Here is an 11,636-nt window from a genome sequence, read left to right on the forward strand (position 1 = left end):
CGGGGATCGGGTAAAGAGAGCCGCCAAGCCGTCACACGCGGGCGGTTTCATCAGGGAAGATAGGGCGATGACCCATGCCGTCCGGCAGGGGCAACTAACTACCCAACAGGGGCGGTGAGTTACATGTACCTGGCGGCAGAGAAGGGCGACATCACCACCATCATCGGTGGAATCGCCCCGAACTGGGGCCCCTTCGGCAGCCTGGGCGCCGAGGCCAAGATCATGATCGAGGTCGTGATGGCCGTGGCCATCCTGCTCTGCCTCGGCATCGCCATCTGGGGAGCGGCCAAACAGCGCATCGGCGCGACCGCCCTCCGCGACACGTTCAGCGCGGAACAGGGCAAGGGCCTGATCGTGGCCGGCCTCACCGGAGTCTTCATCATCGGCTCCCTGGGGACGCTGTTCACCATCGTGTACGGGATGGCCGTCTGATACCCCGTCGGACCCGGCCCTCCTGAGATTGCGTTCCCTGATGTCCAGTCATGTTGCAGCACTGCCCGTACCGCGAACCAGTGAGGGGGCGTACCCGGCATGAGTCCCGGTGACGAGCACGACAGCTTCGGCGGCGTGGGCGGCTCGGGCCAGACCCGGACCCGCTTGCCCGAAGGCAACAGCGGCGACGTCCACGGCGGCCCCCGCCGCCCCGCCCGCAGCTCCCGCTCCCTCATCACGGTCGTGGGCGTGGTGGTCCTCCTCGTCGCGGCCATCGCCTTCGCCAACCGCGGCGGCACGGACCCGGCGGACACGGCGGGCCCCACCGCCGACACCCCCGGCAAGACCGCCCCCACCGCGGCGACGGGCGTCCCCCCGGTCACCGGCAAGAACGGCACCATCCCCACCGGCTACGCCCACGACGCCCAGGGCGCCCAGAGCGCGGCGACGAACTACGCGGTGGCGCTGGGGTCGGCGGACATGTTCGTGGCCGCCACGCGGAACGAGATCGTCCAGGCGGTCTACGCCCCCGACGTCCTCGCGGCACGCCAGGGCGACTTCGACAAGGTGTACGCCGACAAGGGCTTCCTGGCCAGGGTCGGCCTCCAGGAGAACGGCACGGCCCCTCAGGGGCTGACGTTCGTGTCCCGCGTCATCCCCGTGGGATCGAAGGTGGAGAGCTACACCGACGGCAAGGCGACGGTGTCGGTCTGGTACTCCTCCCTGTTCGGTCTGGCGGGTGAGGGCTCCAAGAACCCCGTTTCCGAGGCCTGGTACACCAACTCGTACGAACTGCGGTGGGTCGAAGGCGACTGGAAGGCAACCGGCTTCAGCCAGAAGGACGGTCCTGTCCCCGTCGGCCGCGACCAGCGGGCGTCCACGGCACAGGAAATGAGCGACGCTGTCAGCCAGTTCGGAGGCTTCAGTTATGCCCGGTGAGCGCCTCTCGCGCGGTACCAGGATCGTTGCCGCCCTCGGCACGGCGCAGGCGGCCGTCGTACTGTTCGCCGGTTCCGCCTTCGCGGCACCGACGCCCACGCCCAGCCCGAGCGCCGGCGACAACCCTTGTGACCTGATCCGCGGTCCCGCCCGCGACCTCTGCGAGAAGGGCCAGACCGGCGGAGGCGGCGGTGCCCCCGTCACCGACCCCACCTCCGCGGTCGACCCCCTCTCCTCCCTCGCCCGCGGCTGCGCCGACGCCGCCGTGGCCACCATCGACTACCTCTCCAAGGCCGTCAAAGAGACCGCCGACGTCGACTTCACCAACCTGGAGTTCCTCGGCCGGTACGCGATCGTCTTCGCCGCCGCGACCGTCCTCACCCTCCTCCTCTGGCTCCTCGCCGTCGCGAAGCGGGCCATCCGCGGCGTCCCGCTGACCACCGCCCTCTCCGAGGCCATCGGCTTCCTCTGGCTGACGGTCCTCGCCTCCGCCTTCACGCCGCTGATCCTCTACACCGTCGTGAACGCCACCGACGCCGTCACCGAGGTCATCGCCTCCGGCACCGGCCAGCAGACCGACATCTTCTTCGGCAGCTTCAAGGAGGCCCTCCAGAAGGGCGACAGCATCGGTGGCGGCCCCATCATGCTGATCATCGTGTCGCTGGTGACCGTCCTCGCCGCCGGCGTGCTGTACCTGGAGCTGTTCCTCCGCGCCGTCCTGCTGTACGTCGGCGCCCTCCTCGGCGTCGTCGTCTACTCCGGCCTCGTCGACAAGAACATGTGGGGCCACGTCCGCCGCTGGGCCGGCATCATGATCGCGGTCATCCTGGTCAAGCCGGTCATCGTCATCGTCCTCGGCCTGGCCGGCGCGCTCTCCTCCGGCACCGGCCCGGACTCGTTCTCCGCCGTCGTCTCCGGCCTCGCGATCATCCTGCTCGCGATCTTCGCCTCGGCGATGATCTACCGCTTCGTCCCCGGCTTCGGCGACGAGATCGCCGCCTCCCGCAACAACCGTCTGCACCGCGCGGGCGAGAACACGGCGGCGGCCGTCATCTCCTCCCCCGCCTCCCTCGTCTCCCAGGGCATCAAGACGCACAGCTCCCGCGGCGACGGCGGCGGCCAGTCCTCCCAGCCCGCCCGCCCCGCCAATCCGATCTCCGGCGGCATGGCCGCGCACAGCAGCCGCGGCGGCAGCGGCGGCGCGACTCCCCCGCCCGCTCCCCGCAGCAGCAGCCCCACCGCGGGCACCCCGCACAGCAACCGCAAGAACTCTGGAGGTGGAGGGCGTTGACGACCCAGTCCCAGCCGGTCGCGCCCCGCCGTACGTATCTCGTGGGCCGGGCCCGGCCGAACGCGATCGTCGGCAAGAACCGCGAGACCGGCGAGATCGCCCTGATCATCGTCGGCGCCTTCCTCGGCATGATGAGCGGACTCCTCGTCCCCGTCCTCCCCCTGCGGATCGCGCTCCTCGCGGGCCTGCCCATGCTCGCGATCGCCGCCGTGTACCTCCCGTACAAGCACCGCACCTTCTACAAGTGGTTCGAGATCAACCGCAGCTACAAGCGGATGCTCAAGCGCGGCACCGCGTACCGCTCCGTCGTCACCGAGGCCGGCACCCGCCTCGACGGCCGCGAGGTCGAGGTCGGCCCGCCGCCCGGCATCGGCCGCGTCGGCTGGCTCGCCGCCCCCTTCGGCCCGGACGAGATCGCCGTCCTCCTGCACGCCGACCGCCGCACGGTCACCGCCGCCATCGAGATCGAGGGCCCCGGAGTCGGCCTGCGCGACAGCGAGGACCAGGAGGCCCTGGTCGACCGGTTCGGCACCCTCCTCAAGCACGTCGCCAACGGCGACGGCTTCGTGACCCGCCTGCAGATGCTGGCCCGCACCCTCCCCGCCGACCCGGACGCGCACGCCAAGGACGTCGGCCAGCGCGGCGACCCGCACGCGCCCCCGTGGCTCATGGAGTCGTACGACCAGCTCCAGTCGATGGTCTCCACCTCCAGCGAGCAGCACCGCGCCTACCTCGTGGCCTGCATGCACTACACGCGCGAACTCGCCGCCGAGGCCAACGCCATGGCCCGTGCCGCCAAGCACGCCTCCGGCGCCCGCAAGCTCGACCGCGACGCCGGCCTCGCCGTCGTCATGGCCCGCGAGCTCACCGACATCTGCGCCCGCCTCGCCGAGGCCGACATCCGCGTCCGCCAGCCCCTCGGCCAGTCCCGCCTCGCCTCCCTCGTGCACTCCATGTACGACCCGGACCACCCCATCGACCACATCCAGGCCATGACCAAGCGGAACGCCTGGCCGGCCGAGCTGGACGCGATGGAGCCGACGTACCTCCAGGCGAAGACCCGCGAGTCCTCCACCCGCGCCCCCTGGTGCCACGCCACGGCCTGGGTGAAGGAGTGGCCGATGACCCCGGTCGGCGTCAACTTCCTCGCCCCGCTGCTCGTCCACACCCCGGACGTGATCCGCACGGTCGCCGTGACCATGGACCTGGAGCCCACCGAGGTCGCCATCGAGCGGATGCTCACCGAGAAGACCAACGACGAGGCCGACGCCAGCCGCGCCGCCAAGATGAACCGCACGGTCGACCCGCGCGACATCGCCGCCCACGGCCGGCTCGACCAGCGGGGTGAAGATCTCGCCAGCGGCGCGGCCGGGGTGAACCTCGTCGGGTACATCACGGTGTCGTCGCGTTCGCCCGAGGCCCTGGCCCGGGACAAGCGCACGATCAGGGCCTCCGCCGGCAAGTCGTACCTGAAGCTGGAGTGGTGCGACCGCGAGCACCACCGGGCCTTTGTGAACACCTTGCCGTTCGCGACCGGCATCCGCCGCTAGGGCCGAAGGGGCACAGACCCATGCGAGATCCGCTGTCCGTCCTCACCGACGCCTTCACCTCCTTCGTCTTCGGGAAGGTGGAGACGACCCGTCTGCCCGTCCGCACCTCCACCGGACAGGCCCAGGCCGTCTACCTGCCGACCGCCGCTCCCGGTCTCGGCGACTCCGGCGTCATCATCGGCCGCGAGGTCTACAGCGGCAAGGGCTACATCTACGACCCCTTCCAGCTGTACGGGCAGCAGCTCCCCGCCCCGCACTGGCTGGTCCTCGGCGAGTCCGGAAACGGCAAGTCGGCCCTGGAGAAGACGTACGTGCTCCGCCAGCTCCGCTTCCGCGACCGGCAGGTCGTCGTCCTCGACGCCCAGGGCGAGGACGGCGTCGGCGAATGGAACCTCATCGCGCAGGAGCTGGGAATAACTCCCATCCGGCTCGACCCGATGGTCGCCAACGACTCCGGCATCCGCCTCAACCCCCTCGACCCCTCGATCACCACCACCGGCCAGCTCGCGCTGCTCCGCACGATCATCGAGGTGGCGATGGGCCACGGCCTCGACGAGCGCTCCGGCTTCGCCCTCAAGGTCGCCCACGCCTACGTGACCGACCACACCACCGAGCGCCAGCCGATCCTCACCGACATCGTCGAGCAGCTCCGCCACCCCGAGCCCGAATCGGCGGAGGCGATGAACGTCGACATAGACGACGTACGGGCCTGGGGCCTGGACGTCGCCCTCGTCCTGGACCGCCTGGTCGACGGTGACCTGCGGGGCATGTTCGACGGCCCGACGACCGTCGGCATCGACCTCGACGCGCCCCTGATCGTCTTCGACCTCTCCCACATCGACCGCAACTCCATCGCCATGCCGATCCTCATGGCGATCGTCGGCGTCTGGCTGGAGCACACCTGGATCCGCCCCGACCGGAAGAAGCGCATCTTCCTCGTCGAGGAGGCCTGGCACATCATCAACAGCCCGTTCGTGGCGCAGCTGTTCCAGCGGCTGCTCAAGTTCGGACGCCGCCTCGGCCTCTCCTTCGTCGCCGTCGTCCACCACCTCTCGGACGTCGTCGACGGAGCGGCGGCCAAGGAGGCCGCGGCGATCCTCAAGATGGCCTCCACCCGGACCATCTACGCCCAGAAGGCCGACGAGGCACGCAACACGGGCCGGGTCCTCGGCCTGCCCCGCTGGGCGGTGGAGATCATCCCGACCCTCACCCCCGGCATCGCGGTCTGGGACGTCAACGGCAACGTGCAGGTGGTCAAACACCTCATCACCGAACGGGAACGCCCCCTCGTCTACACCGACCGCGCCATGACCGAGGCCTCGGTCGTCGACCCGGAACTGGAGTGGGAGACGGAACAGCGGGCGATCCTCGTCGAGCAGCAGATGAACGGCACGTCGCAGTCGACGGTGGCGTAGATGGACTCGGCACGGAAGGGGGGAGGAGTCTCCGACGGGCTGCTGCTCAGCCTGTTCGGCCTCCTCCTCTGTCTCACGGTCCTGGTGTGGACGGCGACCGGTCTGGCCGGTCTCTTCGCCCACGGCGCCTGGCCGCAGGGCGTCGCCTACACGGGCACGCCGTCGGCCCTGCGTTCCCTGGTGACGGCCCCGACGGACCTCGCGGCGGCCTGGCCCGCCACCCCGCCGGCCCAGCTGTCGGGGTACGGGCTCTTCTGGGGCCTGCTGATCGGTGAGGCGATGATCCTGCTCGTCCTCGCGGTCTTCGCGCTGGGCACGATCGCCCGCTGGCGAGCGGTCAGGGCGAACAGGAGGACCGGCACGTACGACCACGCCCCCGCCGCTCCGGTGCGCAAGGACCTGCCCCCGCGCGCCCCGGCCGAACCGGCCCCCGTGACCCCGCCCCGTACGGAGACGCCCCCGGCCCCCACCACGGTCGCCCCCGCGGTACCGGCGCCCCCGGCGGCACCGGTCGTCCCCGCCCCCCACACACCCGCACAGACACCCGCCACACCCACCGCGGCCGTCCCGGCCCCCGCCGTGCACGCTCCGGCGACCCGTACCCTCTACGGCCCCCCGGAAGCCCGCCACCCCGCCGCCGTCCAGGCGATCCGGGACGCCGAGGGCCCGGTCCTGGTCGTCACCTCCGACCCCGCCGTCTGGTCCACCACCAAGGACGCGCGCGGCAAACTCGGCCCGGTCCTCGTCTACGACCCCGGCCACCTGTGCGACACCCCCGGACGCCTCCACTGGTCGCCGTCCGAGGGCTGCGAGGACCCGGCCGTGGCCACGGAGCGAGCCGTCGCCCTCCTCGCCCCCGTCCGCCCGCACTCCCGCCTCGACGCGGCCACCGCCGACACCGCCGAGACGCTCCTGCGCAGCTGGCTGCACGCCGCCGCCGTCGACGGCCGCCCCTTCCGCCAGGTCCACCGCTGGGCCCAGGGCGCCGGCGCCCACGAGCCCGTACGGATCCTCCGCAGCCACCCCAAAGCCGCCTCCGGCCACGCGGGACTCCTCGAATCGGCCCTCACCGCGCACCCCGAAAGCCGCCGCCTGGCCCAGGAACTGACGGCACGTACGCTCGCCTCGCTCTCCTCGGTCCACATCCGCGAGGCCTGCACACCGAATCGAACGGATTCGCTCGCGCTGGCATCATTCCTGCCCGAAGGGGGCACCCTCTACGTGGTGGGGGAGCCGATCGAGGATCCCCGCACCCACCCCGGCGCGATGCCGCTCCTCACGGCGCTCGCCGCAGACGTGGTCGAGCACGGCCGCCGCATGGCCGCACGGTCAACCGACGGTCGGCTCGACCCACCAATGACGCTCGTCCTCGACGACGTCGCCGCCGTGGCCCCGCTCCCCCAGCTCCCGGAGCTCCTCGCCACCGGCCACACCCTGGGCCTCCCGACCCTGGCCCTGATGCGCTCCCGCGAACAGGCCAGGTCCCGCTGGCCGGAGAACTCCCTCAGCCGCTGACACCCCCTGCCGGAGGCGCTCCTCACGCCGGCCGGGGCAGCGCGTGCTCCAGCTCGTTCGCCTCCTCGGCACCGTGCAGGGCGACCCGCGCACCGGTCGCCACGAACCCGAGCCGCCGGTACGCCGCCTGGGCCCGGGTGTTCTCCGCGTGGACGTACAGCCGCACCCGCTCGATCCGCGGCTCCTCCAGCGACCAGGACCACTCCGCCGCCGCCTCGAACAACGCGTCGACGGCCCCCGAGCCCCGCGCCTCGTCCCGGACGAACACCCCGACGACATGCGTCTGTTCCACCTCCGGGACGTCCCCGAAGAACGACTCGGCCCCGGCCCGCTCCACGAGCACCGTCACCGTGCCGACCCACCGCCCGTCCGGCGCCTCCGCGACGAACTGGCGCACGGCGCCGGGCCCGTCCTCCGACCCGTTCTCCGTCCGCTCCCGCCAGAAGGAGTCCGGCCGCGCGGCGGCGACCTCGTGGGTCTCCAGGAAGGCAAGGTGCGCGACCGGGTCCAGGAGGGCCGTGAGCCGCAGCTCCCGGGCCTTCTCCCACTCGTCGGAGCGGATGGCGCGAATCGAAAGGTCCATGCCGGCCATCCTCGCCGCTGCCCGTCCCACCGACAACGAATATTCCTGCTCGGCGCCCGCGTGGTACCCCGGTACTACACCGGCGCCCCACCTCCCACCCCCGGTCCGACGTCCGGCCTTCCCCAACTCCCTAACGTCGACAGCATGATCCGAGCAGAGAACCTCACCAAGCGGTACGGGGACACCACCGTCGTCCACGACCTCAGCTTCACCGTCCGCCCCGGCACCGTCACCGGCTTCCTCGGCCCCAACGGAGCCGGAAAGTCCACCACCCTCCGCATGATCCTCGGCCTCGACGCCCCAACCCGCGGCCACGCCACCGTCGACGGCCTCCCCTTCGCCCGGCACACCGCCCCGCTCACCCGCGTCGGCGCCCTCCTCGAAGCCCGCTCCGTCCACCCCGGACGCTCGGCCCACCACCACCTGATGGCCCTCGCCCACACCCACGGCATCCCCCGCGCCCGGGTGGAGCGGGTCCTCGCCCTCACCGGCCTCACCCACGTCGCCCGCAAGCGCGTGAAGGGCTTCTCCCTCGGCATGGGCCAGCGCCTCGGCATCGCCGCCGCCCTCCTCGGCGACCCGGCCACCGTCGTCCTCGACGAGCCCGTCAACGGCCTCGACCCCGAGGGCGTGCTGTGGATCCGCACCCTCCTCAGGTCCCTGGCCGCCGAGGGCCGTACCGTCCTCGTCTCCTCCCACCTCATGAGCGAGATGGCCCTCACCGCCGACCACCTGATCGTCATCGGCAAGGGCCGGCTCCTCGCCGACACCACGGTCGACGAACTCGTCCGCACCTCGGGCGGCGCCACCGTCAAGGTCGTCACCCCGGAGGCGGACCGGCTGCGGAACCTCCTCCCGGGCGCCGGGATCACGGTGGAGGCCCCCGACACCCTCCTCGTCACCGGCCCGGACGCGCCGGAGATCGGCCGCGCGGCCGCCGCCCACGGCCTCCCCCTCCACGAACTGACGCCGCGGGCTGCCTCCTTGGAGCAGGCGTTCATGGCCCTCACCCACGACTCCGTCGAATACCAGGGAGCCTCCGCATGACCACCCCGGCCCTCACCCCTCCCGCCCCCGCCGCCCCGGCCCTGACCCACGCGCGCGTCGTCCGCTCGGAGTGGCACAAGCTGTGGACCCTCCGCTCCACCTGGATCACGGTCCTCACCTCCACCGCACTCGTCCTCGGCGTCGGCATCCTCATGGGCGCGACCTACACCTCCGACGGGGGCGACTCCGACGTCGACACCGTCGTCCTGAGCCTCTACGGCAGCCAGCTCGGCGGCATCGCCCTCGCCGTCCTCGGCATCCTGGTCACGGCGGGCGAGTACGCGACCGGCATGATCCGCGCCTCCCTCACGGCGGTCCCCCGCCGGCTGCCCGTCCTGTGGGCCAAGGCGACCGTCTTCACCACCGCGGTCCTCGCCCTCACCCTCCTCACCAACCTGCTGACCTTCCTCGCCGCCCAGGCCTTCCTCTCCGACACCGACCAGGCCGCCTCCCTCACCGACGACGGCGTCCTCGCCGCCCTCGCGGGCAACGCCGCCGGCCTCACCCTCCTCGGCCTGATCGCCCTCGGCCTCGGCGCCGCGCTCCGCTCCGTACCGGGCGCGATCGGCGCCTTCGTCGGCGGCGTGCTGATCGTCCCCGAGGTCCTCGGGATGCTGCCGTACGAGGCGATGGACACGGTCGTCCGGTACTTCCCCACCCAGGCGGCCGGCGTCCTCGGCTCCGCCGCCCCCCTGCCGGGCGCCGCCTCCCCCGCCGCCGCCCTGCTCGCCCTGGTCCTGTGGGCGGCCGCGGCACTCGCCGTCCCCGCCCTGTTGCTCAGGCACCGGGACGCATGAGGATGATGACCGGGTGACCACGGAAGCGACCGCGACGACGGGCCTCAGCCGCTCCATCCAGCACCTGCTCGCACGGGCCCGGGCGTTCGACGCCCGCCGCCCCTGGCCGTGGGACGCCGCGGTGACGCTCCTCTGGACGGCGGCGGCGCTCGTGGACGCGTCCGGCGGCTGGCGGAACACCGCCCCCGACCCGTCCGTCCCGGCCTGGCTCGTGGCCACCCTCAGCCTCGCCCTCACCCTGCCGCTGTACCGGCGCCGCCGACAGCCCCTGGCCGTCCTCACCGTGATGGCCTGCGCGGCGCTCGTCAGTGCCGCCTCGGGCGCGTTCCTCCAGGCCGGCTACCTCCAGCTGATCCCGCTCTTCCAGATCGCGCTCGTCCGCCCGCCCCGCGCCCTCCTGTGGGCCTTCGCCCTGCTCCTGCCGCCGCTCCTGACGGGGGCGGTCCGCTTCCCCCGGGGCAGCTGGGACCAGCACGTCGTCCCCACCCTGTGGGCGTACGCGCTCGTCGCCCTCCTCGGCATCGCGGTCCGCTCCCGCAAGGACCACACGGCGGCGCTCGTCGACCGGGCCCGCCGCCTGGAGGTCGAGCGCGACCAGGAGGTCCGCCTCGCGGCGGCCGCCGAACGCACCCGGATCGCCCGCGAGATGCACGACATCATCGGCCACAACCTCTCGGTCATCACGGGCCTTGCGGACGGCGGACGCTACGCGGCGGCGAAGAACCCCGAGCGCGCCGCCCAAGCCCTCGACGCCATCGGTACGACCAGCCGCGAGGCCCTCGCCGAACTCCGCCGCCTCCTCGGCGTCCTCCGCGACGACGAGCAGGAGGCGGCCCGCGATCCCCAGCCCACCCTGGCCGACCTCGACACCCTCATCACCGGGGTACGCAAGGCGGGGCTGCCCGTTCGGTTCGACCAGGACGGCGACTCTCCCGCTCCAACCCTCCCCCCGGGCGCCCAGCTGACGGTCTACCGGGTGGTCCAGGAAGCCCTGACGAACACCCTGAAGCACGCGGGCGGGGGAGCGAGGGCGACCGTGCTCCTCACCCACACCCCCCGGGAGGTCCGGGCGGAGATCACGGACACCGGCCCCGCCGCCTCACCGCCCCCACCGTCCGGCCAGGGCCAGGGACTTACCGGAATGCGCGAGCGCGCGGCCCTCTACGACGGCACACTCGACACCGGCCCGCTGCCGACCGGCGGCTGGCTCGTCAGACTCCGACTCCCCCGGGAGGGTTCCCCCTCGTGACGACCGTTCTCATCGCGGACGACCAGGCCATGCAGCGCTTCGGCTTCCGCATGCTGTTGGAGAGCCAGGACGACATGACCGTCGTCGGCGAGGCCTCGAACGGCACCGAGGCGATCCGGCTGGTCGACCAACACCACCCCGACGTCGTCCTGATGGACATCCGGATGCCCGGCCTGGACGGCATCGAGGCCACCCGCCGCATCGTCGCCACCGGCGACCGCACCCGGATCCTGATCGTCACGACCTTCGACCTCGACGAGTACGCGTACGACGGCCTCCGCGCCGGCGCCAGCGGCTTCCTGGTGAAGGACGCCCAGCCGGAGGAGCTCCTCGCCGGCATCCGCGCGGTCGCGAGCGGCGACGCGGTCGTCGCCCCGAGCCTCACCCGCCGGCTCCTGGACGCCTACATCCACCATCTCCCGGCCTCCCCCACCACCGATCCCTCCCCGGAGGACCCGCGCCTCGGCTCCCTCACGGAGCGGGAACGCGAGATCCTCACGGTCATCGGCCAGGGCTGGACGAACACCGAGATCGCCGAGCGCCTCCACCTCGCGGAATCGACGGTGAAGACCCACGTAGGCCGCATCCTCGCGAAGACGGGCGCCCGGGACCGCGTCCAGGCGGTGATCCTGGCGTACGACACCCAGCTCGTCGCGCCGGCCTGAAAAGGCCCGTAAACGCAGAAAAGCCCCGCACCATGAGGTGCGGGGCTTTCCCACAATGATTGTTCGGCGGCGTCCTACTCTCCCACAGGGTCCCCCCTGCAGTACCATCGGCGCTGAAAGGCTTAGCTTCCGGGTTCGGAATGTAACCGGGCG

11 protein-coding genes and 1 rRNA gene are annotated in these 11,636 nt (G+C 72.2%); 10 read left to right on the forward strand and 2 right to left on the reverse strand.

What is annotated here, in order from left to right; all coding sequences use genetic code 11:
- The first annotated feature begins 123 nt into the window (after positions 1 to 123).
- The 6 genes from ABT129_RS21125 (at position 124) to ABT129_RS21150 (ending at position 7,142) form a co-directional block, all read left to right on the forward strand.
- Positions 124 to 432 (forward strand): DUF8827 family protein, encoded by a 309-nt coding sequence (locus tag ABT129_RS21125; protein ID WP_017242359.1) that lies wholly within the window; start codon positions 124 to 126, stop codon positions 430 to 432.
- Between the two features lie 99 nt (positions 433 to 531).
- A complete protein-coding gene (locus tag ABT129_RS21130; RefSeq protein WP_351903542.1) occupies positions 532 to 1,371 on the forward strand; it encodes a hypothetical protein in 840 nt (279 codons plus the stop codon).
- Positions 1,361 to 2,662: a hypothetical protein gene (locus ABT129_RS21135; RefSeq protein ID WP_351903545.1), complete on the forward strand. Its 1,302-nt coding sequence runs from the start codon at positions 1,361 to 1,363 to the stop codon at positions 2,660 to 2,662. Before ABT129_RS21130 ends, ABT129_RS21135 begins: the two co-directional genes overlap by 11 nt.
- Positions 2,659 to 4,212 (forward strand): SCO6880 family protein, encoded by a 1,554-nt coding sequence (locus ABT129_RS21140; RefSeq protein WP_351903548.1) that lies wholly within the window; start codon positions 2,659 to 2,661, stop codon positions 4,210 to 4,212. The genes ABT129_RS21135 and ABT129_RS21140 overlap by 4 nt, the downstream gene beginning before the upstream one ends.
- Positions 4,213 to 4,232: 20 nt before the next feature.
- Complete coding sequence (locus ABT129_RS21145; RefSeq protein WP_351903551.1) at positions 4,233 to 5,627, forward strand: ATP-binding protein; 1,395 nt, start codon at positions 4,233 to 4,235, stop codon at positions 5,625 to 5,627.
- The gene (locus ABT129_RS21150; protein WP_351903554.1) at positions 5,628 to 7,142 is read left to right on the forward strand and encodes a DEAD/DEAH box helicase family protein; all 1,515 of its coding nucleotides are present in this window, start codon (positions 5,628 to 5,630) and stop codon (positions 7,140 to 7,142) included.
- A gap of 22 nt (positions 7,143 to 7,164) precedes the next feature.
- Here ABT129_RS21150 and ABT129_RS21155 read toward each other — a convergent pair whose 3' ends face one another.
- Positions 7,165 to 7,725 carry a GNAT family N-acetyltransferase gene (locus ABT129_RS21155; RefSeq protein ID WP_351903556.1) on the reverse strand — a complete coding sequence of 187 codons (561 nt, stop codon included), beginning with the start codon at positions 7,723 to 7,725 and terminating at the stop codon, positions 7,165 to 7,167.
- Positions 7,726 to 7,869: 144 nt separating this feature from the next.
- Between ABT129_RS21155 and ABT129_RS21160 the strand changes: the two genes are divergently transcribed.
- Genes ABT129_RS21160 through ABT129_RS21175 form a run of 4 tightly spaced genes read left to right on the forward strand, consistent with a single transcriptional unit; the run spans position 7,870 to position 11,483 of the window.
- Positions 7,870 to 8,772, forward strand: a complete 903-nt coding sequence (locus ABT129_RS21160) for an ABC transporter ATP-binding protein (RefSeq protein ID WP_351903559.1) — start codon at positions 7,870 to 7,872, stop codon at positions 8,770 to 8,772.
- A complete protein-coding gene (locus ABT129_RS21165; RefSeq protein ID WP_351903562.1) occupies positions 8,769 to 9,569 on the forward strand; it encodes an ABC transporter permease in 801 nt (266 codons plus the stop codon). Before ABT129_RS21160 ends, ABT129_RS21165 begins: the two co-directional genes overlap by 4 nt.
- 13 nt (positions 9,570 to 9,582) lie before the next feature.
- Positions 9,583 to 10,818, forward strand: a complete 1,236-nt coding sequence (locus ABT129_RS21170) for a sensor histidine kinase (protein ID WP_351903565.1) — start codon at positions 9,583 to 9,585, stop codon at positions 10,816 to 10,818.
- On the forward strand, positions 10,815 to 11,483 hold the full coding sequence (locus tag ABT129_RS21175) for a response regulator (RefSeq protein ID WP_351903568.1): 669 nt from the start codon (positions 10,815 to 10,817) through the stop codon (positions 11,481 to 11,483). Before ABT129_RS21170 ends, ABT129_RS21175 begins: the two co-directional genes overlap by 4 nt.
- A gap of 61 nt (positions 11,484 to 11,544) precedes the next feature.
- On the opposite strand, the gene rrf is transcribed toward ABT129_RS21175, so the two are convergent.
- Positions 11,545 to 11,636: ribosomal RNA gene (rrf, locus tag ABT129_RS21180) — 5S ribosomal RNA — on the reverse strand; the annotation flags it as partial.

Origin of the sequence: Streptomyces sp. NPDC002057 (genome assembly GCF_040296665.1) — a bacterium.
In the GTDB taxonomy this organism is placed as follows: Bacteria; Actinomycetota; Actinomycetes; order Streptomycetales; family Streptomycetaceae; genus Streptomyces.

Coding starts and splice junctions, on each gene's coding strand:
- ABT129_RS21130 (WP_351903542.1), top strand. CDS start 532: ATGAGTCCCGGTGACGAGCACGACAGCTTCGGCGGCGTGGGCGGCTCG.
- ABT129_RS21135 (WP_351903545.1), top strand. CDS start 1,361: ATGCCCGGTGAGCGCCTCTCGCGCGGTACCAGGATCGTTGCCGCCCTC.
- ABT129_RS21150 (WP_351903554.1), top strand. CDS start 5,628: ATGGACTCGGCACGGAAGGGGGGAGGAGTCTCCGACGGGCTGCTGCTC.
- ABT129_RS21165 (WP_351903562.1), top strand. CDS start 8,769: ATGACCACCCCGGCCCTCACCCCTCCCGCCCCCGCCGCCCCGGCCCTG.
- ABT129_RS21160 (WP_351903559.1), top strand. CDS start 7,870: ATGATCCGAGCAGAGAACCTCACCAAGCGGTACGGGGACACCACCGTC.
- ABT129_RS21145 (WP_351903551.1), top strand. CDS start 4,233: ATGCGAGATCCGCTGTCCGTCCTCACCGACGCCTTCACCTCCTTCGTC.
- ABT129_RS21155 (WP_351903556.1), bottom strand. CDS start 7,725: ATGGACCTTTCGATTCGCGCCATCCGCTCCGACGAGTGGGAGAAGGCC.
- ABT129_RS21125 (WP_017242359.1), top strand. CDS start 124: ATGTACCTGGCGGCAGAGAAGGGCGACATCACCACCATCATCGGTGGA.